Below are 25,651 nucleotides of genomic sequence, written 5' to 3' on the forward strand. Positions count from 1 at the left end.
AGAAACGCGCCATGACCGGGTCGTCGCAGGCGAGTGCACAGCAGGAGGCGCTGCCTGGCCTGCGCGCCACCGTGCGCCGCTCTCGAGCCACGGCGCCGAAGGCGGGCACCCAGAGCAAGCCCGTGGCCGAGACAGACCCGGTGGCCAGGGTGCTGGTCGACGTGCCGCTCGCCCATCTCGACCGACCGTTCGACTATGCCGTCCCGGCCACCATGGGCGAGGACGCCGTCCCGGGCGCCCGGGTCCGGGTGCGGTTCGCCGGTCAGGACGTCGACGGTTTCGTGCTCGAGCGGGCTGGCGCCTCCGACCACGCTGGTCGGCTGACGCCGTTGCGCCGGGTGGTCAGCCCAGAGCCGGTGCTGCTCCCGGAGATCGCCGGGTTGACCGGCCGACTGGCCGAGCGCTACGCCGGAAGTCGCGCCGATGTGCTCCGGCTGGCGGTCCCTCCGCGCCACGCCACCGCGGAGAAGGCAGCCAGGGAGCCCGCTCCCGAGCCGACGCTCGACCTGGAGGCGGGGGAACGGGCCTGGGCGGACTATCGGCACGGCGATGCCTTCTTGACCCATCTGTCCTCGGGCGGATCTCCGCGAGCGGTGTGGACCGCCGCTCCCGCCGCCGATTGGCCGACTCTGGTCGCACACGCCGCGGCAGCGACCCGGGCGAGCGGTCGCGGGGTGGTCATCTGCGCGCCTGACCTTCGCGACGTCGACCGGGTCTCGGTCGCCCTCGCCGCGGTGCTCGGGCCAGACCAGCACGTGAAGCTCGTGGCCGATGTGGGTCCCCAGGCCCGCTACCGTGACTTCCTGGCACTCTCTCGTGGCGCCGTCCGGATCGCCGTCGGCACCCGGGCGGCGGCGTTCGCGCCCGTTCACGATCTCGGTCTCCTCGCCATCTGGGACGACGGTGACGACCTGTTCGCCGAGCCGCGCGCGCCGTACCCTCACACCCGAGAGACCCTGCTCCTGCGAGCCGAGCAGCAGGGCGCGGCAGCACTGCTCGGCGGGTTCGCCCGCAGCGTCGAGACCGCCTATCTGCTTCGCACCAACTGGGCCCACGAGATCACCGCACCCCGAGCCGTCGTGCGCGAGCGAGTGACGGTGCAGATTGCCGGCGCTGCCGAGGAAGAGCTGGCCCGCGACCCCTATGCCCGCGGAGCGCGGCTCCCGTCGACGGCCTTCCAGACGATTCGGCGGGCTCTCACGGACGGACCCGTGCTGGTGCAGACCCCCCGCAGTGGCTACGCCCCGAGCCTGGCCTGTGAGCGATGTCGCGGCCCCGCGCGGTGCCGGCACTGCTCGGGTCCGTTGGTGCTCACCGGGGTGATGACGCCTCCGGTCTGCCGCTGGTGTGGGGTTGCGGAGGACTCCTGGGCGTGCCCCATCTGTGGCCACCGCGGCCTGCGGGCGCCGGTGCTCGGCGACTCGCGGACGGCCGAGGAGCTGGGTCGTTCGTTCCCCCAGGTCCCGGTGCGACGGTCCAGCGGCGACCATGTCCTGGCCGAGGTGAGCCGCCAGCGGGAGATCGTGGTCGCCACGCCCGGCGCGGAGCCGATCGCGCGGGAGGGCTACGCAGCGGTGGTCTTGCTCGACACCTGGCTGATGCTGGCCCGGGCGGACCTGCGCACCGAAGAGGAGTCGCTGCGCCGCTGGCTCAACGCTGCCGCCCTGGTGCGACCCGGTGGCTCGGTGGTCGCCGTCGGCGATGCCAGCCAGGCAGCGCTGCAGGCACTGGTGCGCTGGGACCCGGCTGGATTCGCCGAGCGTGAGATCGCGCAGCGCCGGGAGGCCCGGCTGCCACCTGCCGCCCGACTCGCGACGCTCACCGGAGAGCCGGGAGCCGTCGACGACCTGCTCACCATCCTCGAGCTGCCCTCCGCGGCCGACGTGCTAGGCCCGGTGGCGTTCGGCGATCGGGGGGAGTGGCGTGCCGTGCTGCGTGCCCCGCGCTCCCAGGGCATCGCCTTGTCCCGCGCTCTCGGCGAGGCTGCGCGGGTGCGCTCGGCCCGCAAGCTCGACCCCGTCCGCGTCCAGGTCGATCCCGTGGTCCTGTAGTCCCGCGACGACACCTCTAAACTTGCCCGCGCATCACCCGAAAGGAGCAACTCCGTGGCCATCCAGCCGATCCGACTGTTCGGCGACCCGGTGCTGCGCACCCGAGCGGTCGAGGTGGTCGACTTCGACCGCGAGCTGCGCCGGCTGGTGGAGGACCTGACCGAGACCATGCGCGATGCCCCCGGTGCGGGCCTGGCGGCGCCGCAGATCGGGGTCGGGCTGCGGGTCTTCACGTGGTTCGTCGACGGCGAGGTGGGCCACCTGGTCAACCCGGTGCTAGATCTCTCGGAGGAGACCCAGGACGGCCCGGAGGGTTGCCTGTCCCTCCCCGACGTCGTCTACGACTGCCGCCGGGCGCTGCGCGCGGTGGCGAAGGGCTTCGACCAGCACGGTGAGCCGATCGTCGTCGAGGGATCCGAGCTGCTCGCCCGTGCCCTCCAGCACGAGACCGATCACCTCGACGGGATCATCTTCTTGGACCGGCTCGACACCGAGAACCGGAAGGCCGCGATGAAGCAGATCCGCGAGTCGGACTGGTTCGGCGCCGAGCGACCCACCGTCAGGATCTCACCGCACGCCACCGGCGGTCTGGGCCTGTGACGGGCGTCGCCTGATGCGGCTGGTCTTCGCCGGCACCCCGGAGGTCGCGCTGCCGTCCCTGGACGCGATCGCCGCCTCGGGCCACGACCTGGTCGGCGTGGTGACCCGGCCGGATGCCCCCGCCGGGCGAGGGCGTCGGCTCGCTCCTTCTCCGGTCGGCGCTCGGGCCGAGGAGCTCGGCGTGTCCGTCCTCAAGCCGGCACGCCCCAGCGATCCCGACTTCCGGGCCGCGCTCGCCGAGCTCGCTCCGGACTGCTGCCCGGTGGTCGCCTATGGCGCGCTGGTCCCGCAACCGGCCCTCGACCTGCCCGAGCATGGCTGGGTCAACCTGCACTTCTCCTGCCTTCCGGCCTGGCGTGGAGCGGCACCGGTCCAGCGGGCCATCTGGGCGGGCGACGAGATCACCGGCGCCACCACCTTCCGGCTGGTCGCCGAGCTCGACGCCGGGCCGACGTACGGCGTGATGACCGAGCGAATCCGCCCCGACGACACCGCTGGTGACCTGCTGGCCCGCCTGGCCGAGGCCGGCGCCGCGTTGCTGGTGGCGACTCTGGACGGCATCGCCGACGGTTCGCTGTCTGCCCGGCCTCAACCCAGCGACGGCATCTCGCTCGCGCCGAAGATCACCGTCGACGACGCTCACCTCGACTGGACCCACCCCGCGCTCGCGCTCGATCGCCAGGTGCGCGCCTGCACCCCCGCGCCCGGCGCCTGGACCACGTGGGCTGAGGAGCGGGTCAAGCTCGCCCCGATCACCCTCGCTCCCGATCAGCCGCCACTGCCCCCGGGCCACCTCGCGGTCACCAAGCGCGACGTGCATGTCGGCACCGGCACCCACCCGGTCCGACTAGGAGAGATCCGCCCGTTCGGCAAGCGGCCCATGCCCGCCGCCGACTGGGCCCGCGGCGTGCGCCTCGGCACCGATCCCCGCTTCAGCTGACCTCTATCCTGGTCGGCATGGCGAGGCGAGCGACCCCGGAGGACGTGGACCGAATCTGTCGTGAGCTGCCGGAGGTGGAGTTCGGGACCAGCTGGGGTGACGTGCCGACCTACAAGGTGCCCACCGGCCCGAAGGGGAAGGGATTCGTGCTCTTCCGCAAGCCGCACAAGACGGCGATCGACCCCGAGACCGGGGAGCTGTACGACGACCTGCTGGTGATCCGGGTCGCGGATGCGGCTGAGAAGGCGGCACTGGTGGAGGACGAGGCGTCGCCGTTCTTCACCGTCCCGCACTTCAACGGCTACAACGCCGTGCTCGTGCAACAGTCCCGGCTAGGCGAGATGCAGGTCGACGAGCTGACCGAGGTGATCACCGACGCCTGGTGTGCGGTTGCGCCGAAGTCGTTGGTGAAGAAGCACTTCTCGGATGGCTGATCGGCGGCGTCGCGCTCGTCCGGCGACCACCCGCCAGCAGCGCCGAAGGCCGGACCCCGCCCGACTGGCGGCGTTCGAGGTCGCTCGGGCGGTCACCGCCGAGGACGCCTACACCAATCTGGTGCTCCCACATGCGCTGCGCCGCCGCGGTCTGACTGGCCGAGATGCCGCCTTCGCGACTGAGCTGGTGGCCGGGAGCCAGCGTGGGCGGGGCACCTACGACGCCATCTTGGCCAACTGCCTGGACCGGCCGCTGGCGAAGGTCGACCCTCCGGTGCTGGACGTGCTCAGGCTGGGCACCCACCAACTACTCGGCATGCGGGTGCCCGCGCACGCAGCGTTGAGCTCCTCGGTCGACCTCGCCCGCACCGAGGTGGGCGCGAGCACCAGCGGCTTCGTCAACGCAGTGCTCCGGCGGGTGAGCCAGCACGACCTGGCGGAGTGGGTGCGCCGGATCGCGCCAGATCCCGACACCGACCCGCACGGGTTCGCGGCGATCGAGCAGAGTCACCCCCGCTGGATCGTGGACGAGCTCGCCGCCGCGCTCGCAGCAACCGGAGCCGAGGACGAGCTCACCGCCTTGCTCGCCGCGGACAATCAGCCACCCCGCGTGGTGCTGGTCGCCCGGCCCGGGCTCGCCGACGTCGCCGAGTTGCCGGGGGAGCGGACGCCCTGGTCGCCGTACGCCGTCCGCCTCGACGGCGGTGACCCTGCGGACGTGCCAGCAGTGTCCGAGGGGCGGGCCGGCGTGCAGGACGAGGGCTCCCAACTGGTCGCGATCGCACTCGCCGACGCCGCATTGGCCGGTCGTGACGAGCGTTGGCTCGACCTATGCGCTGGCCCCGGTGGCAAGGCCGCCCTGCTCGCTGCCCTGGCCGCAGACCGTGGCAGCGCGCTGCTGGCCAGCGAGCGACAGCCGCACCGGGCGGCACTGGTCAAGGACGCCCTGCGGAGTGCACCCGGTGCGGCCGCCGTGCTGGTGGCCGACGGTCGTCGACCGCCGTGGCGACCGGGTTGGTTCGACCGGATCCTGGTGGATGCGCCCTGCACCGGCCTGGGCGCCCTCCGCCGCCGACCGGAAGCCCGATGGCGCCGATCGCCGGCCGACCTGGCCAGCCTCGTGCCCCTGCAGTGCGACCTCCTGGACAGTGCCCTTGCCTCGATCCGGCCAGGCGGCGTCGTCTGCTACGCGACCTGCTCACCCGCCCTCGCCGAGACTCGAGAGGTGGTCGTGGCGGCGCTCGAGAGCCACCCCGAGACGGACCTGGAGGATGCCAGCGCACTGCTCCGACACGTGCCCGACAGTGCCGGACCACTTCCAGGGACGGTGCAGCTGTGGCCGCACCGACACGGCACCGACGCGATGTTCGTCGCCTTGCTGCGACGGCGTGGGTAGCGTTCGACCATGCCCAGCAAGCCGCCGGTGGCCGAGATCGAGGTCGACGACAAGGTCGTCCGGGTGAGCAACCCCGACCGCGTCTACTTCCCCGAGCTGGGTGCCACCAAGCTCGACCTGGTCGACTACTACCTCGCCGTTGGGCCGGGCATCGTCAACGCGCTCTTCGAGCGGCCGTGCATGCTGCATCGCTTCCCGAAGGGCCTGGCGGGGGACAAGGTGCACCAGAAGCGGCTCCCCGCCGGGGCGCCACCTTGGGTGGAGACGGTGCGACTGCACTTCCCGCGTTGGAACCGCACCGCCGACGAGCTGTGCGTCACCGAGCTGGCGAGCGTGATCTGGGCGGTGCAGATGTCCACCGTCGAGTTCCACCCCTGGAACAGCCGGCGCCCCGACACCGAGCAGCCCGACGAGTGGCGCATCGATCTCGACCCGGGGCCGCTGTGCGACTTCGACACGGTCCGCCGGGTCATCCGTGTGGTCGAGGAGATCCTCGACGAGCTGGGCGCGGTCGGCTATCCGAAGACGAGCGGCGGCAAGGGCCTGCACGTCTATGTCCGGATCCGCCCCGACCATGGCTTCCGAGACGTGCGCCGAGCAGCGCTCGCCTTCGCCCGTGAGGTCGAGCGGCGCTCGCCCGAGGACGTCACCACCACGTGGTGGCGCAAGGATCGCGATCCCCATCAGCTCTTCGTCGACTACAACCAGAACGCCCGCGACCACACCATCGCGGCGGCCTACTCCGTCCGCGGCCTGCCCGATGCGCGGGTGTCCACGCCGCTCCGCTGGGACGAGGTGGACGCGGTCGACCCGCGCGACTTCACCATCGAGACGGTGCCAGCGAGGTTCGCCGAGCTGGGTGACCTGCACGACGACATCGACGACCACGTCTTCGACATCACCGAGCTGTTGGAGTGGGCGGCCCGCGACGAGGCCGCGGGCGCGCCCACCCCAGAGGACCCAGCTACGGAGTAAACGGGTCGAGGCCCTGCGGCGTGCCCAGCCCTGTCGGTGCGTCGAAGCCCAGCTTGGCCTGACACATGTAGCTGCCCGTGCAGAACCCGTTCTTCCCGGCGGTGACGTCGGTGAACGTTCCGGCCCGGCTGTAGAGCTGGGCCGGCTTCATCCCACCGGCACCGGCCGCGCCGATCAGGCCAGCGGTCAGTGGCGAGGACGCGCTCGTGCCTCCGACCAGCAGCCAGCCGCGGTAGCGCTTGGGCAGGAAGGTGTCGTAGACCGCCAGGTCGTCGGCCACCGCCGACATGTCCGCGAAGGTCCGCATATGGCAGGCCGGGTCGGACTGATAGGCAGGCTTGGCGAAGTACGCCGAGCAGCCGGACCCGCCGTACGGCCATGCCTTCTCCAGCCAGCCACGAGGGTTGTCGGCATGCGCCAAGGTGGTGCCGCCGACCGAGACGACGCCGGGCACCGACGCCGGGAAGGCGGCAGCGGTGAACCCGTAGTCACCGGAGGCGACCACGTCGGTCACGCCCGGTCGGTCGTAGATCGGCGCCTCGTCCTCGATGCCGGTGTACTCCTGGATCCCGTAGGAGTGGTTCACCACCGTGGCACCCGCTGCCGTGGCGGCCAGAGTGGCCTTGCGCAGGGCCGGTGTGCTCGGCACCCGCGCCTCGGCGAGGACGATCTTGCAGGTCGGGCACGCCGCCGAGACCATCTGCAGATCGAGCGCCGCTTCCAGGGCCCAGCCGTAGTCAGCCTGCGGATAGTGGTCCTGGCCACCCTTCTGGTTGATCTTGGTGAAGCAGCCCGAGGCCGAGGTGCACAGCGGCAGACCGAACTGCTTGCGGTACTTGTTCATGTCCTGCTCGGCCTTGGGGTAGTCGAAGGCCACCACGATCCCGACCGTGTCGGTGCTCCCCGTGTGGGGGATGTCGTAGGCGTCGCGGAGGTCGCGAGCACCCCAGCCCTTCGGATCGGGCCGCTTGGCCGTCGGGCCGGTGCGGCGACCCTCCAGGTGCGTGAAGCAGCTGTAGACCTTCTTGCCAGCCGTGCGACAGACCCGCTTCGGGTCGAACGGCGCCCGCGACCGCGGCGTGGTCGAGGTCTTCTGGGACGCACTCTTGTCGGACGCGGTCGTGTCAGACGTGGGCAGGACGGTCTTGGCCCGACCCGAGACGGCATAGGCGTGCTCGGCCTGCTCCAGCACCGTCCGACCCGCGGAGTCCTTCGCCCACAGCTCCAGACTGACGGGGCCCGAGGCGGGGTTGGCGAACGACACTCGGAAGGTGTTCTTGTCGATCCGGGTCAGCCTGGCCGAGCGCCAGTGGCCCTTGCCGGCCGCATAGCGGACCCGGGCTGCCGTGACCCGCGCATCGACCGGGCCGAGGTTGTCGAAGGTGACCGGGAAGGTCACCCTGCCCCGACCGATCCTCGACGACAGGTCGATCGGCAACTGATAGCGGGCACGCAGGATCGGCACCGTGGTGCTGTGCCCGGGCATCGTGAAGGTCCAGGTGTCGCTCACCTTGGACGACAGCGACCAACTCGGCGCGCGATGAGTGGCCCGCAACTGCAGGGCGGCGCCGGCGCGGGGTGCCTTCAGGTAGGGCGCCACCGCGACGAACCCCGTGGCCAGCTTGCGACGGCCAGCGGTGAGCTTCCACCGTCCGTTGTCGCTGAAGGTGTATCCGGCCAGGTCGGTGCCGCTGCTCGCGATCATGGGCTGGGCGCCGTGTAGGAGACCGTGCGAGACGCACAGTGCGCAGCTCCAGCTCTTGTCGTTGCGCTCACCGCCCACGTCGAGGCCGGGACCGAGCGGGCCGCGGTAGAAGCGCAAGGGCTTGTGTTGGCCGCGGCCGTACGGCGCGAGGGCGGCAAGAGTCTCCTCGTAGTTCTTGCCGGAGTCCTCCTCGGTCAGCCAGGTGAATCGCTTGTCCGCCAGCGCCCACAGGGACATCGTGCCCGGCCGGGCGATGGGGTAGCCGCTGATGAAGACGAAGAAGTCGCTCGGGACCAGACCGAAGGCGAACGCGACATCGGTCACCGGCTTGCCGGTGCCGTAGGACCGCCACGGGATCTTCGCGAAGTCCGCGGGCTTGAGGTTGAACGTCAGTGACTCCGGGACACCCTTGACGATCTTGCGAGCGATAGCGAGGTGCTTGAAGGCTTCGGCCCTCGGGCTCTGCTGCCGGTCGGTCAGGGTGGCTTCGGCCGATGTCGTGAAGGTGCCCAGACTCTTGGGCGGTGCGGGCACCGAATTGATGCGTGGTGCGACGCCACCGAAGCCGGCGACGAAGGTGAACTCGCCGCGGGCGTCGACTCGGGTCAGCGTGTCGCCCTGCTCGACGACCTTGTGCCCCGCGAGGGTGAACTTCTGCCGCACCGTCGCCGTGCTCATGTCGAAGGTGACGGTCTGGTCGGAGCTGATCTCGACCTCCCGCACCACGACCCGACCGGTGATCGAGTCCTGCACCAGCATCCAGTAGTGCCCAGCCGGGAGGGAGACCTTCCAGACGCCGCCGTCGAGGAACGCGTCGCCGACGGCCAGCCGACCGTCGTCGACGTTCATGTAGGACACCATGCCGAACTCGATCGGCTTGCCCGGTCGACGAACGGCGTTCATCGTGACCGTGAACATCTCGAAGTCGCCGGCGGCCAGTGATGTGCTGGCGGTGCGTCCGGTGATCTTGGTGACGTCGGCCAAGTCGTCGGCGAGATGCGCGAGGGCACGTGGGTCGCTGACCGTGGCGGGCGCGGTGCGGCTGCCGTCGACGCGCTTGGCCGCACTGGCGCGGTCCACCCGCAGGCCGGGCAGGTCGTGGACCTCGGCGCCCGGCGCGAAGGTCACCAGCAGGGGTGCCTTGCCGGCCTGCTTGGCGCGTAGCAGGGCGCTCACATTGAAGGCGGACGGTTCGAGTCTCGCCATCTCCGCGATCGGGAGCTGTGGGATGACGTAGTTGTCGCCCCCGAACGAGAACGTGCGCACCGGCTTGCCGGCATGGGGCGAGGTTGGCGTCAGCGAGGCTTGCGTGCGTCCCGCAGTGTCGGTGCGCACGACGACGGTGTCGCCCGAGAGCAGGGTCACCCGATCAAGCGTCGCCTGGTGTCCGGCCTTGGCGGCCTGGGCCTGAGTGGTGCGGTCAGCCGACGACGTCGCGGCCTGTGCGGGCGAGAGCGCGCCGGTCGCAGCGAGGGCGAGGGCGACCACCCCGAGCAGGGCCGGTCGGTGACTCGACGATCGATAGTGCATGAGCGAAGGCTCACTTCCCCGGGGTCGACCACGGGTCGGCAGGCACATCGGACCCCGTCTTCTCGATGCGCCCCCCGCGGGGGTATCAGGACAGTACACCACCCCGCCCCCGGAGCCGCCGCAGCTCGCGACACGCAGAGCACTAGACTCGACGGCCGTGGCCGTCCAGATCACCCCGAGCATCCTGAACGCCGACTTCGCCGCGCTGGGGGCGGAGGTGGCCAGGATCGCCAGCGCGGACTGGGTGCACCTAGACGTGATGGACAACCACTTCGTGCCCAACCTGACCTTCGGGCCGGCCATGGTCGAGGCGATCGCCCAGTCGACCGACCTGCCGCTCGACGCGCACCTGATGATCGACGACCCCGACCGGGAGGCGCCGGCCTACGTCGAGGCCGGTTGCGGATCTGTGACGTTCCACGCGGAGGCCACCCGTGCGCCCGTGCGGCTGGCCCGGGAGCTGCGCGCCCTGGGCGCGCGGGCCTGTCTGGGGCTGCGGCCGGCGACCTCGATCGAGCCGTACGCCGACCTGCTGCCCGAGTTCGACACGATCCTGCTGATGTCGGTCGAGCCCGGCTTCGGCGGGCAGCGGTTCCTCGACGTGGTGGTGTCCAAGATTCGGCGCGCCCGTGAGCTGATCGAGCGGCACGGCGGTGAGATCTGGCTGCAGGTCGACGGTGGCGTCTCACCGGACACGATCGAGCGCTGCGCCGAGGCGGGAGCCGATGTCTTCGTGGCCGGTTCGGCGGTCTACAGCGCGGACGACCCGGACGCGATGGTCCGCCGCCTCCGCGATCTCGCCACCGCCGCGTCCCGCCTCGGCTGATCTCCTAGCTGTCGCCGACGGTGACGGCTTCGGCCAAGGTGACCTCGGGGTCGGTCTCCGGGGCATCGATGTGGCTGAGCAGGCTGCGCCCGGAGGCGAGCAGCGCGACGGCAAGCAGGACGGCGACGCCGCCGACGTAGAAGGGCACGTGGACGCCGACTCGCTCGCCGAGGAAGCCGGCCAGCCAAGGAGCCACGGCACCGCCACCGAACCGGACGAAGCTGTAGGCCGCCGAGGCGGTGCTGCGCTCCACCGGGGCTGCCTTCATCACCGACTCGGTCACCAAGGTGTTGTTGATGCCCAGGAAGAAGCCGGCCAGCACCACGCCGCCCGCCAGCACCGGCTTGCTGTCGGTGAAGACGGCCATGCTGAGCAGGATCAACGCGAACGCGGTGAGCGCGAGCAGCACGGAGGGGATGGTGCCGATCTTGGCCTGCAGTCGCGGAGCGACCCAGATCGAGCTCACCGCGAGCAGGAGGCCCCAGCCGAAGAAGATCAACCCGATGGCGCGGGCGCTCAGGTCGAGGGGGAAGGGAGTGAAGGCCAACAGCGTGAAGAAGCCGAAGTTGTAGAGGAGTGCGGTCAGCGCCATCAGCAACAGCGGCCGGTGTCGCAACGCCCGGATCGGAGCGCTCAACGAGGTGGGCCGGTCGGGGCGAGGGCTGGCAGGCAGCATCAGCGCGGTCGCGACCAGCGCGATCGCCATCAGGACGGCGACGCCGAGGAAAGGCGCGCGCCAGGAGATCGTGCCCAGCTCGCCACCGATGAGCGGGCCGGCCGCGATGCCCACCCCGAGGGCCGCCTCGTAGAGGATGACCGCCTGCGCGACCGAGCCGCGCGCGGAGGAGACGATCGCGGCCAGGGCGGTGGCGATGAACAGCGCATTGCCGAGGCCCCAGACGGCACGGAAGCCGACGATGCCGGCCACGCTGTCCTGTAGACCCGCGAGCGCCGAGCCGACGATGATGATCGCCAGTCCGAGCAGCAGCGTCGACTTGCTGCCGATCCGGCTGGAGACCCAGCCGGTGAGCAGCATCGCCACACCCATCACGGCCATGTAGCTGGTGAAGAGCAGCGAGACCTGCGACGGCGAGGCATCGAGCTGGTCGGCGATCGGCTTGAGGATGGGGTCGACCAGGCCGATGCCCATGAAGGCGATCACACAGGCGAAGGCCACCGCCCACACCGACCTCGGTTGCTTCCACATGCTCATGCCTGACGTCCTTCTGCGTAGTCGTTGATGGTGCTGGCGTCGCCACTCGACCCCGGGGTGGCGAGTTGCTCGAGGATCCCGACCGCCTCGGTGAGGGTCGCCAACTGGCGCTGGTCGAGCTGCTCGAGCCGCGGGCGGACCGCCTCGGCCCGAGCAGCGCGCGTGGCGGCGAGATAGGCCCGTCCGCTGGCGGTGAGGGAGACCCGGACCGCGCGCGCGTCGTCGGGATCGGCCTGCTTGGCGACCCAACCGGCGTCGTACAGCCGGGCCACCTGCGTGGTGACGGTGGGCTGGCTGCAGTTGTCGGCCTTGGCGAGGTCGCCGATCCGGGTCTCGTCCAGCTCTTCGATCACGGCCAGCAGCCGCGCTGCCGCGACGGATTCGGTGACCCCGGCGGTGCGGTTGGCCCATCGGTTGAGGCGGGCGATCGCACTCAGCAGCTGTGCGCCGAGAGCCGGGTCCATAGGAACACTATATAGAAGGGCTATATAATATGACAAGTCCGGAGGTTCCTCACCCAGAGGCCACCCCGGATCGGTGTGGCACACTGGTCCGGACGAGTTCACGAACTCGCGTGCTCTGGGGGCGGTGGAAATCCGCACCGGCGGTGAAAGTCCGCGACCCGGCCACTGCCAGTGGTCGGCTGACCAGGTGGAACTCCTGGACCGACGGTCAAAGTCCGGATGGGAGGAGCAGCGCAGGTCAGCCCGCGCGCCGTGTGCACGGCGCCTGGCTCTCGCGCAACAGCCCCGGGGCCCGCGAGGCCCGACCGGAGGCATCCATGGCAGCCAGCGACGCGGAGCGGCGAGCGATGTTGCGCGCGCTCGAGCTGGCCGCCGACCCGGAGGTGCCACTGGGACCGAATCCGAGGGTCGGCTGTGTGCTGATCGACGCTGCCGGCCGGGTCATCGCCGAAGGGCGACACCGCGGCGCGGGCACTCCGCACGCCGAGGCGGCTGCGTTGGCCGCGGCCGGGTCGGCCGCCCGCGGTGCCACCGCGGTGGTGACGCTCGAGCCGTGTGACCACACCGGACGCACGGGTCCCTGCTCGCTGGCCCTGCTGTCCGCGGGAGTGCGTCGGGTCGTGTTCGCCCAACCTGACGCGAACCCGGCGGCGGCCGGTGGTGCCGACCGGCTGCGAGCCGGCGGGGTCGAGGTCGAGGGCGGCTTGCTGGCCGAAAAGGCGACCGCCCTGAACCGAGTCTGGAGCTTCGCCGTCCAGCACCGCCGCCCGTTCGTGACGTGGAAGTTTGCTGCCACCCTCGACGGGCGCAGCGCAGCGGCCGACGGCACCAGCCGATGGGTGAGCTCGCGCGCCGCCCGGGTGGATGCCCATCGACTGCGTGGATTGTGCGACGCGATCCTGGTCGGCACCGGGACCGTCGAGGTGGACGACCCGCAGCTGACGGTGCGCGACGAGCACGACGACGTGCTGCCGCGGCAGCCCCTGCGTGCCGTGATGGGGCTCCGTGCCGTGCCGCCCGGACGTCGGGTCCTCGACGACGCGGCGGAGACCGTGCTGTTGCGCACGCGTGATCCGTGGGTCGCCCTGGCGGACCTGTGGGCACGTGACCACCAGCACGTGTTCCTCGAGGGGGGCCCGACGCTGGCCGCCGCGTTCCTCCAGGCCGGCCTCGTCGACGAGATCGTCGCGTATGTCGCTCCTGCCCTGCTCGGAGCCGGGCAGCCTGCCGTGGGCGACCTGTGCATCGGCACGATCGCTGATGCGCTCCGGCTCGAGTTGTGCGAGGTCGTCACCGTCGGCGCCGGTGCAGAGGCCAACGCCCGGCTGGTGCTCAACCCATCCCGCTCGGAGCCCACTCCCGCGGAATCTGGAAAGGAGCGTTGACCATGTTCACCGGAATCGTGGAGGCGCAAGGCATGGTCGAGAAGATCGAGGATCTCGGCGACGCCGTCCGGTTGACGATCTCCGACGAGACCGTTCTGCAGGACGCTCAGCTGGGCGACTCCATCTCGGTCAACGGGTGCTGCCTGACGGTCGCCCACCTGTCTCGCAACACCCATGTGCCCGAGGCGTTCGAGGCCGACCTGATGGCCGAGACGCTCGCCAAGACCAGCCTCGGCGGGCTCCACCAGGGCGACCTGGTCAACCTGGAGCGTGCGGTGACGGTCGACAAGAGGCTCGGCGGCCACATCGTGCAGGGCCACGTGGATGGCGTTGGCACGGTGGCGTCGCGCACGCCCAGCGAGCACTGGGAGGTCGTCGAGATCCAACTCCCGCCCGAACTGTCCCGCTATCTGGTGCCCAAGGGGTCGATTGCGGTCGACGGGGTGTCCCTCACTGTCATCGACGTGTCACCCGAGGCCTTCACCGTCTCGCTGATCCCCGAGACGCTGGCCAGGACCAGCCTCGGCCGCCGTGCAGTGGGGGACAGGGTGAATCTCGAGGTGGACGTCCTCGCCAAGTACGTCGAGCGGCTGCTCGGTGGCGGCGTCCCGGCGCAGGCGGAGGAGGAGCCCGCATGACTCTCATCGAATGGCTGCTCAACGGTCAGCTCCACGTCGGCGGCGGCACGCTGTCGGTCCGTGAGGTCGTGGGCAACCTGTTCGGCCTGGCCAGCGCGGTGCTCGGGATGCGTCGTGTCGTGTGGGCGTGGCCGGTCGGCCTGGTCGGGAACCTGCTGCTCTTCACCGTCTTCGTGTCCGGCGAGCTCAGTGGCGTGACCACCGAGCCGCTGTGGGGTCAGGCCGGAAGACAGTTGTTCTTCATCGCGGTGGCGGTCTACGGCTGGATGCGCTGGACGAGGCTCCGTGCCGCTGGAGGGTCGGCGGACGGGCGAGCCATCACGCCACGCTGGGCCACGCCACGAGAGCGGCTGATGCTGGTGCTGCTCGGCATCGTCGGCTACGCGGCGGCGTACCTCGTGCTGCAGTCGATCGGCTCCTGGGGCCCGGTCACCGAGGCCTGGATCCTGGCCGGCTCGATGCTCGCCACCTATGGCATGGCGCGCGGTTGGGTGGAGTTCTGGCTGATCTGGGTGCTCGTGGACATCGTCGGAGTGACCACCCTGATCCAAGCCGGCTACTACCCGACGGCGACGATGTACCTCGTCTATGCCGCGTTCGTCGTGGTCGGATTCGTGACCTGGTGGCGGGCCAGCGCACGCCTGACCGCCCCCGACCACGCCGAGGAGGCGATGGCATGACCGACCACGACGTGGCACCTAGCGGCAGCGTGCGACTGGACAGCGTGGAGCGCGCGATCGCGGACATCGCGGAGGGTCGGGCGGTCGTGGTCGTCGACGACGAGGACCGTGAGAACGAGGGCGACATCATCTTCGCCGCCGCGAAGGCGACCCCGGAGCTGATGGCCTTCACCATCCGCTACTCCAGTGGTGTCATCTGCGCGCCGATGACGCCGGCTCTGCTCGACCGGCTGGACATCCCGCTGATGACCCCGCACAACGAGGACCGGATGCGGACGGCCTACACCATCTCGGTCGATGCCCGCGACGGCGTCACGACCGGCATCTCCGCGGCCGACCGCGCGCACACCGTGCGAGTGCTGGCTGACTCGGCGACCGAGCCGTGGGAGATCACCCGGCCCGGTCACGTCTTCCCGCTGCGCTACCGCGACGGCGGCGTGCTGGTCCGACGCGGTCACACCGAGGCGGCGGTCGACCTGGCTCGACTGGCGGGCCTCACTCCGGCCGGCGTCCTGGTCGAGGTCGTCAACGACGACGGCACCATGAAGCGCGGCCAACAGCTGCGCGACTTCGCCGACGAGCATGGCTTGGCGATGATCTCGATCGAGGATCTGGTCCGCTACCGCAGGCGCACCGAGCTGCACGCGACCCGGGTCGCGGAGACCCGGCTGCCGACCCGGTTCGGCGACTTCACGGCGTACGGCTATCGCGTGACGGTCGACCAGAGCGAGCACATCGCGCTGGTCTACGGCGATCTGTCCGGCACCGAGCCGGTGCTGACCCGAGTGCACTCGGAGTGCCTGACGGGCGATGTCTTCGAGAGCTTCCGCTGCGACTGCGGCCCGCAGCTGGGGGAGGCGCTGGCCAGCGTCGTGGAGGAGGGTCGTGGCGTCGTCGTCTATCTCCGGGGCCACGAGGGCCGCGGGATCGGGCTGGTCGCCAAGCTGCAGGCCTACGCACTGCAGGACGCCGGGCGCGACACCGTCGACGCGAACCTCGATCTCGGCCTGCCGGCAGATGCGCGCCACTACGGCACCGCCACCCAGATCCTGCGCGACCTGGGCGTGAGCTCGGTGCGGCTGCTCACGAACAACCCGGACAAGACCACCAGCCTGGCCGACTTCGGGATCACCGTCGCCGAACGGGTGCCCCTGACGCCGCGACCGAACGACCACAACTTGAGCTATCTGCAGACCAAGCGGGACCGGATGGGTCATCAGCTGCCCGACCTCCCGACGACGAGAGGACAGCAGCCATGAGCGGAGCCGGAGCCCCGGAGCAGCGTCCCGTCGACTGCCACGACCTGCGAGTCGCCGTCGTCGCCGCCAGCTGGCATCAGGAGGTCATGGCCGGTCTCGTCGACGGCGCCTTGCGAGCGGCCCGCGACTACCAGGTCGACTCACCAACCGTGGTGCGAGTGCCAGGAACCTTCGAGCTTCCCGGTCGTCGCCGGTGCGCTGGCTGCCCAGGGCTATCACGCGGTGGTCGCCCTGGGCGTCGTGATCCGGGGCGGCACTCCGCACTTCGAATACGTCTGCTCGGCCGCCACCGACGGCCTGACCCGGGTCGCGCTCGACACCAGCACCGCCGTCGGCTTCGGCGTGCTCACCTGTGACGACGAGGAGCAGGCTCTCGACCGGGCCGGCCTCGAGCACTCCCAGGAGGACAAGGGCTACGAGGCGATGGCGGCGGCTCTGGCCACCGCCCGGACGCTCCAGCAGATAGGCGACGGGACGGCTGCCGGCGCGGCGACGGCGAACCCTTAGAGTGGGGGCCCGTGAAGACGTTCGAGGAGCTGTGGGCCGAGTTGACCGAGAAGGCCCGCACCCGACCGGCGGACTCCGGCACTGTGCGGGAGCTGGACGCCGGGGTCCATGCGATCGGCAAGAAGCTGGTCGAAGAGGCCGCCGAGTCCTGGATGGCCGCCGAGCACGAGGGGCCCGATCGGGCCGCCGAGGAGATCAGCCAGCTGCTCTACCACGCCCAGGTGCTGATGCTGGCCAGTGGCGTGGGCCTGGACGACGTCTACACCCACCTCTAGAGAGATCATGAGCGAATCCCTGACCAACGGCCGCCTCTTGCGGGTCGCCGTTCCCAACAAGGGGGCCCTGGCCCAGTCCGCGGCGGACATCCTGCGCGAGTCCGGCTACCGCCAGCGGCACGACACCAAGGAGCTGACCCTGACCGACGCCGAGAACGGCGTCGAGTTCTTCTACCTACGGCCGCGCGACATCGCGGTCTACGTCGGCGAGGGGACTCTCGACGTCGGCATTACCGGCCGTGATCTGCTGCTGGACTCCGGTGCCCACGCGCGCGAGGTGCTCCCACTCGGCTTCGGCCGGTCGCGCTTCCGGTTCGCCGGGCCGGCGGGGGAGTACGCCGACCTCGCCCAGGTCGCCGGCAAGCGCGTCGCGACGTCGTACGCCGGCCTGGTGGAGGCCTTCTTGGCCGAGCGCGGGATCGAGGCGACCGTGACCCGACTCGACGGCGCGGTGGAGACGTCGATCCAGCTCGGTGTGGCCGACGTGATCGCGGACGTGGTGGAGACCGGGACCACGCTGCGGGCTGCGGGGCTGGAGACCTTCGGCGAGACCCTGCTGGAGTCCGAAGCGATCGTCATCAGCCGCCACGGGGCCGAGGAGCCGCCCGGCTTCGCGGTGTTCCAACGCCGTGTCGAGGGCGTCCTGGTGGCCCGGACCTACGTGATGATGGACTACGACATCCCCGCGGCGCGCGTCGCCGAGGCGGTGGCCCTCACCCCGGGCATCGAGAGTCCGACGGTCTCGCCGCTTCACCGGGAGGGCTGGGTTGCCGTGCGCGCCATGGTCCCGCGGGCGGGTGCTCAGCGGTTGATGGACGAGCTGTTCGAGATCGGGGCGCGGGGGATCCTGGTCACCGACATCCACGCTTGTCGGCTGTGATGCCCGACCTGCCCGAGCTTCCCGATCACCTGGCGGCCCCTCGGTGCCAGGCTCGCCGGCTGGATCTTCGGGCTGGCGCTGCTAGCCGTGTGCGCCGCCGCCTGGCTGACCTTCGACGACGAGGTGAAGGACGCCTTCTCCTGGTCCCAGCGGCTCACCATGGTCGCACTCGGGATCTGCGTGTGGTCGGCGTTCTATGCGCTGATGCGGTGCCGGGTGCAGGTGACCGAGGAGGGTCTGACGGTCGTCAACGGCTATCGCACCCGCGTCTTCGACTGGGCCCAGGTGGTCAGCGTGCACCTCCCGGCCGGCGCCCCGTGGGCCACCCTCGACCTGAACGACGGCACTACCGTCTCGGCGATGGGGATTCAGGGCTCGGACGGCGCCCGTGCTCGGCGCGCTGTGCGCGACCTGCGCGCGCTGATCGAGGCCCACCAGCCGTCGGAGTGATCTTCCGCGGGTCTAGTTGGTCTCCAGGGCGCGGATGCCCCAGGAGCACACGTGCTCGTCGCCCGGGGCGCCGGCCGGAGCGAGGACGACCAGGTCGGTGTGGCTGTTGAACGCATCGGGTGGTGCGGTCATCGGCTCCACGGCCAGCGAGCGGCGCGCCGTCGCGGGGGTCTCCTCGCCGCTGTAGACCTGCAGCCAGCGGTGTGCTTCGTCGACCCACAGGGCGACACCGCGGCCCGACCTCGGGTCGCGCAGCTCGGTGGTCGCCTGACCGTGGCTGTCTCGGACCAGGTCGGTGAAGGCGTGGTCGAAGACCGTCACGCCCACCGGACGGGTGAGCCTGAAGTCATAGTCCGTGCCGTCGACCGACTCGGTGCCGGTCGGAAGCTTGCGGTCGGGGTCGGCCAGCAACCTCGTCGCGGCCGGCAACACCAACTCCAGCTCATCGATCTGAGTGTTGTCGATGGTGAGGTAGGGATGCGCCCCCACGGCGTACGGTGCTGGCTCGTCGGCCAGGTTGGCGACCCAGTGCGTCACCGTCAGGCCGTCGGCGGAGAGGTCGTAGCTCACCCGCAGGTCGAGTGACCACGGATAGCCGGTCTGCGCCATCACCTTGCACAGCAGTGTCACCGACTGCTCGGTGTGCTCCTCGACGGTCCAGGCAGCGTTGCGGACCAGCCCGTGCGAGGCGTTGTGCCGGCCCGGCTCGGAGAGCGCCAACTGGAACGTCTCGCCCTCGAAGACGTAGCGTCCGTCGCGGATCCGGTTGACCCACGGCGCGAGCAGCTGGCCCCGACCTCCGCTCGGCCGCTCGGTGACCTCGAAGCCGTCGAGCAACCGATGACCGTCGTGTTCCAGGACGCGGAGCGTCGCCCCCGCCTCCGTCACCACCGCCCGATAGCCAGCCGCTGCGATGTCGTACTGCTCACCTGTGGGCGCCACCATGCGCTCAGCCTTTCACAGGCAGGTGTCCTGCGTGAGACGCCACTTCTGGTGACAGGGCCTGGCCTCAAAGGAGGTAGCGGCCGGAGACATCATCCACTTCAACGAACTGGACGAGTTGATGGCCGAGCGCGGGGCACAGGAACGCTGAGTAGCGCTGGGTAGGGCCCGGCGGAGTCAGCGGGGGATCTGCTCGTGCCAGCTCCGCCGACTCACTTCGGCGCCGTCACGGGTGGCGACGGTCTCGATGGTGACGTCGTAGCCCTCGGCGCGCACCTCGACATCCATCACCGTGTGCATGGTGATCTCGATCCCGGGCCAGCCGAGCTCGTAGAGGGTGTCGGCGTGCGCGTGCTGGTCGAAGGTGCGGGTGTCCACGCTGACCTGACCCTCGTAGAGCTCGCGCGCGTGGCCGTCGTACGGCGTCTCGTAGGACGAGTCGGACCGGGTGACGGCGCAGACCCGGCGAGTCAGCACATCGTGGTGGATCTCCCAGCCGATGCCCTCGGCGGACTCGGTGGAATGCTCGGCACCAGGCACGAAGACCGGTGCGGGGTGGTCGCCGGTCAGGACTGGCAACTCGAGGGTCCCGTCGAGCACCGTCAGCGTGAGTGGCGCCGGGGGAGCAATGGTGTTGGGCCAGTCCGCTCCGGCGATCGAGATCCGCAGCTGATTCCCAGGAGTCCAGGCATAGGCGCAGGCGTCGAGGTCGACCTCGACATCGATCGGCACGCCGGGTTCCAGCGGCTGGGCCCCGCCATGGACGCTGCCGCGGTAGGCCAGGTCGACCGTCCCCCGCGAGACCAACGCCGAGGTGCCGTCGGGGAAGGCGTCGCAGAGCTTGACCGAGAGGGATGCCAGCGGCTCGGAGGAGGCCAGCCGCAACTTCGCGCGCGGATAGCCAACGACCGGCTCGGTGGGCGGAGCCGAGTCCCAGGTCAGGGACCGAGCGTCGTCGATCCGTTGGTCGCCCGACAGCCCCCAGGGCAGGTGGCCCGCGCAGTCGATCCATGCGGTGGTGCCGACATCGGGCCGGACCACCAACTCACGGGGGCCGGGAAGCGGTACGCCGGTCGGCGTCACGGGCGGGACCGAGGGGAGCCGGAGCCACCAGCCCTCGTGCATGTCCAGATCGGGCTCGGGTCGCGTCGAGGAGCGGACGAACACGTCGCAGCCGTCGGTGTGCTCACCCCGGTTGCGCAGCCAGCGGTCGAACCAGGCGACCAGCTCGGTCTCCAGGTCGATCCGCGGCCCTGGCATCGCGGTGGTCGCGTCGTCGTGCGCCCACGGTCCGGCAAGGAGCCGGTGCGGCACGTCGTGCTCGGCTAGCTCGGCGATGGTGCGGAAGGAGTTGTTGCGGTAGCCGTCGGCCCAGCCCGCGACGATCATGGTGGGGCAGGCAATCCGTTCGTAGCCCCGTGTCGTGCCGTCCAGCCGCACCGAGCCGTGGTTCCAATAAGCGCCATGGCGGTTCTCCCGCAGCCAGGTCAGCACCCAGGGCTCGTTGGTGCGCAGTCGCCGGTGCCACTCCTCCTCCCAGCCGTCGCCCCACAGCGCCGGCACCGGGGGCAGCACGCACATCGGTGTCATGTAGGTGCAGTAGTCGACGAGGTCGACCAGTCGCAGCGCGGCGCCGCGCCAATGGACGTCGTCGGTCCAGCGGTCGTCGGTCGCGAAGATGGCACAGATCGCCTTCAGCGCAGGCGGCTGTTCGCAGGCCATCTGGAGCGAATTGAAACCGGAGTAGGACGTCCCCCACATGCCGACGTTCCCGTCGCACCACTCCTGTGCCGCGAGCCACGCGATCACTTCGGCAAGGTCGTGCTGCTCGGCTTCCGGATACTCGTCGGTGGCGTTGCCCCCCGACGAGCCGGTGCCGCGCAGGTCGAGCCGGCAGACGGCGTACTGATGGTTCTCACACAAGGACACATACGACGGCGCGTACGACGACGTGAGGTCGTCCTTGCGATAGGGCAGTGCCTCGAGCAGGCACGGCTGTGGCCCGGCCGCCTCGTCAGGGAGGTAGAGCGTGGCCGCCAGCTCGACGCCGTCGGCCATCCGAATCCGCACCTCGCGGGTCGTCACTGTCGAGACCATCTCTGCAGCACCTCTCTCACCTCGGGGACGTCGATGGACCAGCTGGTGTTGCCCTCGCGTCCGACTGTGGTCGGGGCGGTGAACATCGAGTTCAAGACGGCCTCCTCGGAAGCTTCGACCACAGCAGCGAAGAGGGGATCGAGGTTGCGACCGGCGACCAGGGTCGTGCCGTCAGGTCGCCCGTCACGATCCAGCCGCATGCCGGTGCCGAAGGCCATGAAGATCTCGCCGCTGCCGTGATGCGCGACCGAGCCGGCCCTCGCCAGACCGAGACCGACTCGTCGTGCCAGCCGCGCACAGGTTGCTCCGTCGACCGGGGCGTCGGTGACGACGAGGCCGATACACGACCCCGGTGGAGCATGAGGTCCAGAATCGACCGGCCCGAGGATCCGGCCGACCGGGACGCCGCCAACCACGCATTCCTCACGAACGCCGAAGTTGGTCATCAACAGCACGCCGACGGTGTGACCGGCCGGCGTCACCCGGGACGCGGTGCCGATGCCACCCTTGAAGTCGAAGCAGGACATCCCGGTGCCGGAGCCGACCGCGCCTTCGGCCGGGGGAGTGGCGCTGCCCCGAGAGGCCATCGCCGCCTGCCAGGCGGCCACGACATCTTCGTGCTCGACCTGCATCCTTCGGTTGTCGTTGAGGAAGGAGTCGTCGCACTCGCCCACGACCGGGATCACTACCTCGGTGGCGACCTCCGGCTCGACCTCCATCGCGATCCGGCAGGCAGAGTCGTAGACCCGACCGAGTTGCAGCGTCGAGGTGAGGTAGACCGGCGTCTCCGCCGCACCCCACTCCGCGGCGGTGAGGAAGCCCGTGCACTCGCCGGCGCCATTGAGCACGGCGCCGCCAGCCGGCACCGGCCGGCGGAAGACATCCTCGGCCAGCACCAGGCAGGTCACCCCGGTGCGGGCGATGCCCCGCCCCTCGGGCGGCGGTGCTTCGTCGCGGTGGATGGTGGCGTGACCGATCCCCACGCCCGCCACATCGAGGGGCGAGTTCGTCGATCCGGTTGGCAGATCCCCGATGACGATGCCCAGGTCGCGTGCGCGCGGCATGGGGACATCCTGCCGCATCGCTGTCCGGGGCCACCGGGCGCTGGCATGCTTGGCCGGTGACGTCGATCCCAGTGGTGTGGTCACCGGAGACCCGTCGGCACGAGCCGAAGCATGAGGTCTGGGTGGGGGTGCCGACCGAGGGCACCGAGGTGCCGGCTCGGGTCGACATCATTCTGAGTTCACTCGCTGACCATCGGCTAGTCGAGGCCGAGCGCCACGACGACACGATCCTGCACCGTGTGCACGACCCGGACTTCCTCACGCATCTCGCCGGGGTGTACGACGAGTGGCTGGCCGGGCCGTATGGCGATCTGGTTGGCCAGGACCGTGTGGTGCCCTACTTCTTCCCGACGCCCGCGCTCACCCAGGGCATGCCGATCCATCGGGCGGCTGCGGTGCACGGTCGGGCGGGGGAGTACTGCTACGACACCATGACCCTGGTCGGTCCAGGCACCTGGGAGGCGGCGCGGGCGGCAGTCGACTGCGCACTGACCGCCGTCGATCTGGTCGCGGGCGGCGAGCAAGCAGCCTATGCCTTGTGTCGCCCACCGGGACACCACGTGACGCGGGCCGGCTACGGCGGCTCGTGCTACCTCAACAACGCGGCAGTCGCGGCTGAGGTCCTCAGATCGGTGGGTCACCAGCGAGTGGCCGTGATCGATGTCGACGCCCACCACGGCAACGGCACCCAGGCAATCTTCTGGGACCGGGCCGACGTCTACTACGGCTCGCTCCATGTCGACCCCGGAGCCGGCTGGTTCCCACACGTGCTCGGCTATGCCGACGAGACCGGCGTAGGCACCGGGGCGGGCGCCAACCACAATTTGCCGCTCCCGGAAGGCACCGAGGACGATCACTGGCTGACGGCGGTCGCCGAGCTCGTCGATTGGACCGGGTCCGGTGGTTGCACGGCGATCGTCGTCTCCCTCGGCGTCGATGCTGCGGTCGACGACCCAGAGAGTCCGCTGCGGATCAGCCACGACGGCTATCGCGGTGCTGGAGCACTCATCGGCGCCGCCGGGCTGCCGGTCGTCGCCGTCCAAGAAGGTGGCTACCACCTGCCCACCCTGGGCACCCTCGTCGAGGCATTCTTGGGCGGACTCAGCGACTAGCGCTCAGTTCAAGCCGTCGCCGCGAGCGCCAGGGACTGGCGAAGCGCCGTCTCGAGGCCGATGGCGGAGTCGAGGGTGAGGTTGAGCTGCACCGCCGGTGTGTCGCTGTCGAGGACGGAGACCCAGACATCGCCTCGCACACCCTGGGTGATGAACACCTGAGCCTCGCCGGTGTGCCGGTCGATCGACAGGAAGTCGCCGGTGGTGACGACCGGGAAGATGACTGCTTCCGACCGGTGCAGCCGATCCTCGGGGTGATCATCGCGGGAGTGCGGTCGAGCACACCACGGCGGACAGTGCTCGGGCGGCCAGGCAGACTGAGGGTCGTGCTGACCTGAGTGACGGGAGTCCATGAATCACCTCGCGATGCAGTCCATGGCGTCACGCTAGGGATGCCCACCGACAACCATGCTCCGCGCAGGTGGGTTCTCCACAGACAGACGCCCGGTCCACCAGAATCCCATACCTATATGACCATGTGGAGTTGCCTACGCGGCCACGCTTGACCTGTGGCAGCGAGACGGCGCACGGCGCGCACCTGGGAGGAGTATGCCCGGGAGCTCGGCCACAATCTCCTGCGAGCCCGCCAGGCCAAAGGGTGGAGCCAGGAGCGAGTCGCGCACGCGGCGGGGATCTCCGGCTACACCTACCAGAAGTTCGAGAAGGGTGAGTCGAAGCCGGGCACCCCGATGAATCCGCGGCTGACGACGTTGACGGCGTTGTGCCAGGTTCTCGATATTTCGGTGACCGAGCTGCTGCCGCCCAAGGCGCCCGATCTCACGGCGGGCCGCTGACTCGCACGTCACGGCGTAAGGTCCCCAGGTGACCTCCTTCGCGAGTGTGGTGCTGGTGGATCGGCGTGGTTGGGTGCTGCTCCAAGAGCGTGACGAGCACCCGGTGATCGACCCGGAGAAGTGGAGCTTGGTTGGCGGCCACCTCGACGGGGACGAGGAGCCCGCCGTGGGAGCGAGCCGGGAGCTGGCCGAGGAGACTGGCGTCGAGCTGAAATCCGACGAGCTGACCTTCTGGCGGACCCTGGATATCTTCCACGAGGCCTACGACAGCACCGACCGGATCTGGATCTTCGTCGCAACATGCGAGCTGACAGACGACGACATCGTGGTGGGGGAGGGCAGACAGATCGTCTTCGTGGCACCCGAGGCCGTCGAGTCGCTCGATCTGAGCGAGACGGCCCGCGCAGCAGTGTCGGGCTTCCTCACCTCCGCGCTCTACGCCACGATGACCTCATGACCGCAACCCTCAAGGTCCATCCCGTGCCGGCACCGGGCGCCGAGGACGTCGTGGTCGCCACCCACGGCCCGGACACGGGCTCGGTGTTCACCGGCACCGAGGAGGGCAGCATCTTCCGGATCAGCCACGACGGCAACCGGATCGAGCGGGTGGCGCGCACCGGTGGTCGCCCGCTCGGCATCGAGTTCGACGCCGACGGTCGCCTGCTCGTCTGCGACGCCAGGCGCGGGCTGCTCCGGGTCGATCCCGCCACCGGGCGGGTGGAGGCGATCAGCGATCAGGTGGGCGGCGAGCGATACGTCTTCTGCAACAACGCCGCCGTCGCAACCAGTGGCGAGGTCTGGTTCTCCGACTCCTCGACCAGGTTCGGCATCGACGAATGGAAGGCCGACCTGGTCCAGGACACCCGGACCGGCCGATTGCTCAGGCGAGAGCCCGACGGCACCATCGAGGTAGTGCTCGACGGCCTCGCCTTCGCCAACGGCGTGGCCCTGGCTGCAGACGAGTCCTTCGTCGCGGTGGCCGAGACAGGCGCGCGCACGGTCGTTCGCCACTGGCTGACCGGCCCCCAAGCAGGTGAGCGCGATCTCCTGGTCGACGACCTGCCCGGTTATCCCGACAACATCGCCCGCGGCAGCGACGGCCTGATCTGGGTCGCTATCGCCTCACCCACCGACCCGGTCGTCGAACGACTCCAACGAGCGCCGCTCTGGCTGAGCCGGCAGGTCACCCGCATCCCCGAGGCACTGCAGCCCAAGCCGAAGCGCACCGTCCGGGTGCAGGCGTACGACGCCGAAGGCGCCCTGGTCCACGACCTCGACCTCAAGACCGAGGCCTACCACATGGTGACCGGGGTCCGGGAGCACGACGGTCGGGTCTGGCTGGGCAGCCTTCACGAGCCCGCCGTCGCCGTAGTCGAGCTGTAGCCGCCGACGTCGGGCCGCCGCGTAGACTCGCCGCGTCCTCACCGATGTGCA

General features: G+C 70.2%; 25 protein-coding genes, 1 pseudogene and 1 riboswitch. Of the genes and pseudogenes, 19 read left to right on the forward strand and 7 right to left on the reverse strand.

The annotated features are described in order from the left end of the window. Positions 1 to 11: 11 nt before the first annotated feature. From QM714_RS03370 to ligD, 6 genes are read left to right on the forward strand one after another with little or no spacing between them, the layout of a single operon-like run. Positions 12 to 2,051: a primosomal protein N' gene (locus QM714_RS03370; RefSeq protein WP_415097564.1), complete on the forward strand. Its 2,040-nt coding sequence runs from the start codon at positions 12 to 14 to the stop codon at positions 2,049 to 2,051. Between the two features lie 54 nt (positions 2,052 to 2,105). Next, positions 2,106 to 2,651 (forward strand): peptide deformylase, encoded by a 546-nt coding sequence (gene def / locus QM714_RS03375; RefSeq protein WP_415097566.1) that lies wholly within the window; start codon positions 2,106 to 2,108, stop codon positions 2,649 to 2,651. Between the two features lie 13 nt (positions 2,652 to 2,664). Further along, positions 2,665 to 3,591 carry a methionyl-tRNA formyltransferase gene (gene fmt, locus QM714_RS03380; RefSeq protein ID WP_415097568.1) on the forward strand — a complete coding sequence of 309 codons (927 nt, stop codon included), beginning with the start codon at positions 2,665 to 2,667 and terminating at the stop codon, positions 3,589 to 3,591. 17 nt (positions 3,592 to 3,608) lie between these two features. After that, on the forward strand, positions 3,609 to 4,025 hold the full coding sequence (locus tag QM714_RS03385; RefSeq protein WP_415097570.1) for an MmcQ/YjbR family DNA-binding protein: 417 nt from the start codon (positions 3,609 to 3,611) through the stop codon (positions 4,023 to 4,025). Beyond that, positions 4,018 to 5,421, forward strand: a complete 1,404-nt coding sequence (locus QM714_RS03390) for an RsmB/NOP family class I SAM-dependent RNA methyltransferase (RefSeq protein ID WP_415097572.1) — start codon at positions 4,018 to 4,020, stop codon at positions 5,419 to 5,421. Before QM714_RS03385 ends, QM714_RS03390 begins: the two co-directional genes overlap by 8 nt. A gap of 9 nt (positions 5,422 to 5,430) precedes the next feature. After that, complete coding sequence (ligD, locus tag QM714_RS03395; protein WP_415097574.1) at positions 5,431 to 6,396, forward strand: non-homologous end-joining DNA ligase; 966 nt, start codon at positions 5,431 to 5,433, stop codon at positions 6,394 to 6,396. Here the strand turns inward: ligD and QM714_RS03400 are convergent. Further along, a complete protein-coding gene (locus tag QM714_RS03400; protein ID WP_415097576.1) occupies positions 6,386 to 9,631 on the reverse strand; it encodes a S53 family peptidase in 3,246 nt (1,081 codons plus the stop codon). The two genes, ligD and QM714_RS03400, sit on opposite strands and share 11 nt — an antisense overlap. A 157-nt stretch (positions 9,632 to 9,788) precedes the next feature. Between QM714_RS03400 and rpe the strand changes: the two genes are divergently transcribed. Continuing rightward, a complete protein-coding gene (rpe, locus tag QM714_RS03405) occupies positions 9,789 to 10,457 on the forward strand; it encodes a ribulose-phosphate 3-epimerase (protein ID WP_415097578.1) in 669 nt (222 codons plus the stop codon). Positions 10,458 to 10,461: 4 nt separating this feature from the next. Here rpe and QM714_RS03410 read toward each other — a convergent pair whose 3' ends face one another. Both QM714_RS03410 and QM714_RS03415 read right to left on the reverse strand, forming a co-directional pair. Beyond that, positions 10,462 to 11,670: an MFS transporter gene (locus QM714_RS03410; protein ID WP_415097580.1), complete on the reverse strand. Its 1,209-nt coding sequence runs from the start codon at positions 11,668 to 11,670 to the stop codon at positions 10,462 to 10,464. Then, positions 11,667 to 12,134, reverse strand: coding sequence for a MarR family winged helix-turn-helix transcriptional regulator (locus QM714_RS03415; RefSeq protein WP_415097582.1), 468 nt, complete (start codon positions 12,132 to 12,134; stop codon positions 11,667 to 11,669). The genes QM714_RS03410 and QM714_RS03415 overlap by 4 nt, the downstream gene beginning before the upstream one ends. A gap of 106 nt (positions 12,135 to 12,240) precedes the next feature. After that, positions 12,241 to 12,371: riboswitch (FMN riboswitch) on the forward strand. Positions 12,372 to 12,451: 80 nt separating this feature from the next. Here QM714_RS03415 and ribD point away from each other — a divergent pair. The 8 genes and pseudogenes from ribD (at position 12,452) to QM714_RS03455 (ending at position 18,208) form a co-directional block, all read left to right on the forward strand. Then, on the forward strand, positions 12,452 to 13,519 hold the full coding sequence (ribD, locus tag QM714_RS03420; RefSeq protein ID WP_415097584.1) for a bifunctional diaminohydroxyphosphoribosylaminopyrimidine deaminase/5-amino-6-(5-phosphoribosylamino)uracil reductase RibD: 1,068 nt from the start codon (positions 12,452 to 12,454) through the stop codon (positions 13,517 to 13,519). Positions 13,520 to 13,521: 2 nt separating this feature from the next. After that, positions 13,522 to 14,157, forward strand: coding sequence for a riboflavin synthase (locus QM714_RS03425; RefSeq protein WP_415097586.1), 636 nt, complete (start codon positions 13,522 to 13,524; stop codon positions 14,155 to 14,157). Continuing rightward, entirely contained in the window at positions 14,154 to 14,837 is a 684-nt protein-coding gene (gene pnuC, locus QM714_RS03430) for a nicotinamide riboside transporter PnuC (protein WP_415097588.1), read from the forward strand. The genes QM714_RS03425 and pnuC overlap by 4 nt, the downstream gene beginning before the upstream one ends. Beyond that, positions 14,834 to 16,096: a bifunctional 3,4-dihydroxy-2-butanone-4-phosphate synthase/GTP cyclohydrolase II gene (locus QM714_RS03435; RefSeq protein ID WP_415097590.1), complete on the forward strand. Its 1,263-nt coding sequence runs from the start codon at positions 14,834 to 14,836 to the stop codon at positions 16,094 to 16,096. Before pnuC ends, QM714_RS03435 begins: the two co-directional genes overlap by 4 nt. Then, positions 16,093 to 16,603 (forward strand): annotated as a pseudogene (gene ribH / locus QM714_RS03440) (6,7-dimethyl-8-ribityllumazine synthase). The gene QM714_RS03435 and the pseudogene ribH overlap by 4 nt, the downstream one beginning before the upstream one ends. 11 nt (positions 16,604 to 16,614) lie before the next feature. Further along, the gene (locus QM714_RS03445; RefSeq protein WP_415097592.1) at positions 16,615 to 16,878 is read left to right on the forward strand and encodes a phosphoribosyl-ATP diphosphatase; all 264 of its coding nucleotides are present in this window, start codon (positions 16,615 to 16,617) and stop codon (positions 16,876 to 16,878) included. Between the two features lie 7 nt (positions 16,879 to 16,885). Beyond that, complete coding sequence (gene hisG, locus QM714_RS03450) at positions 16,886 to 17,758, forward strand: ATP phosphoribosyltransferase (protein ID WP_415097594.1); 873 nt, start codon at positions 16,886 to 16,888, stop codon at positions 17,756 to 17,758. A gap of 87 nt (positions 17,759 to 17,845) precedes the next feature. Further along, entirely contained in the window at positions 17,846 to 18,208 is a 363-nt protein-coding gene (locus QM714_RS03455) for a PH domain-containing protein (RefSeq protein ID WP_415097596.1), read from the forward strand. Between the two features lie 12 nt (positions 18,209 to 18,220). Here the strand turns inward: QM714_RS03455 and QM714_RS03460 are convergent, their stop codons facing one another. The 3 genes from QM714_RS03460 to QM714_RS03470 all read right to left on the reverse strand — a co-directional run bounded on the left by QM714_RS03460 (position 18,221) and on the right by QM714_RS03470 (position 22,311). After that, positions 18,221 to 19,153: an aldose 1-epimerase family protein gene (locus QM714_RS03460; RefSeq protein WP_415097598.1), complete on the reverse strand. Its 933-nt coding sequence runs from the start codon at positions 19,151 to 19,153 to the stop codon at positions 18,221 to 18,223. Between the two features lie 174 nt (positions 19,154 to 19,327). After that, complete coding sequence (locus tag QM714_RS03465; RefSeq protein ID WP_415097600.1) at positions 19,328 to 21,247, reverse strand: CocE/NonD family hydrolase; 1,920 nt, start codon at positions 21,245 to 21,247, stop codon at positions 19,328 to 19,330. Then, the gene (locus tag QM714_RS03470; protein WP_415097602.1) at positions 21,232 to 22,311 is read right to left on the reverse strand and encodes a P1 family peptidase; all 1,080 of its coding nucleotides are present in this window, start codon (positions 22,309 to 22,311) and stop codon (positions 21,232 to 21,234) included. Before QM714_RS03470 ends, QM714_RS03465 begins: the two co-directional genes overlap by 16 nt. Before the next feature lie 56 nt (positions 22,312 to 22,367). Here QM714_RS03470 and QM714_RS03475 point away from each other — a divergent pair, with 56 nt between their 5' ends. Beyond that, positions 22,368 to 23,423: a histone deacetylase family protein gene (locus QM714_RS03475; RefSeq protein ID WP_415097604.1), complete on the forward strand. Its 1,056-nt coding sequence runs from the start codon at positions 22,368 to 22,370 to the stop codon at positions 23,421 to 23,423. 8 nt (positions 23,424 to 23,431) lie between these two features. On the opposite strand, the gene QM714_RS03480 is transcribed toward QM714_RS03475, so the two are convergent. Continuing rightward, positions 23,432 to 23,776: a DUF6907 domain-containing protein gene (locus tag QM714_RS03480; RefSeq protein WP_415097606.1), complete on the reverse strand. Its 345-nt coding sequence runs from the start codon at positions 23,774 to 23,776 to the stop codon at positions 23,432 to 23,434. A 156-nt stretch (positions 23,777 to 23,932) separates the two neighbouring features. Here QM714_RS03480 and QM714_RS03485 point away from each other — a divergent pair, with 156 nt between their 5' ends. Genes QM714_RS03485 through QM714_RS03495 form a run of 3 tightly spaced genes read left to right on the forward strand, consistent with a single transcriptional unit; the run spans position 23,933 to position 25,600 of the window. Then, complete coding sequence (locus tag QM714_RS03485; protein WP_415097608.1) at positions 23,933 to 24,217, forward strand: helix-turn-helix domain-containing protein; 285 nt, start codon at positions 23,933 to 23,935, stop codon at positions 24,215 to 24,217. Positions 24,218 to 24,245: 28 nt separating this feature from the next. Further along, positions 24,246 to 24,674 (forward strand): NUDIX domain-containing protein, encoded by a 429-nt coding sequence (locus QM714_RS03490; RefSeq protein WP_415097609.1) that lies wholly within the window; start codon positions 24,246 to 24,248, stop codon positions 24,672 to 24,674. After that, on the forward strand, positions 24,671 to 25,600 hold the full coding sequence (locus tag QM714_RS03495; protein ID WP_415097611.1) for an SMP-30/gluconolactonase/LRE family protein: 930 nt from the start codon (positions 24,671 to 24,673) through the stop codon (positions 25,598 to 25,600). Before QM714_RS03490 ends, QM714_RS03495 begins: the two co-directional genes overlap by 4 nt. Positions 25,601 to 25,651: the final 51 nt, after the last annotated feature.

The organism is Nocardioides sp. (assembly GCF_047602075.1).
GTDB lineage: Bacteria > Actinomycetota > Actinomycetes > Propionibacteriales > Nocardioidaceae > Nocardioides.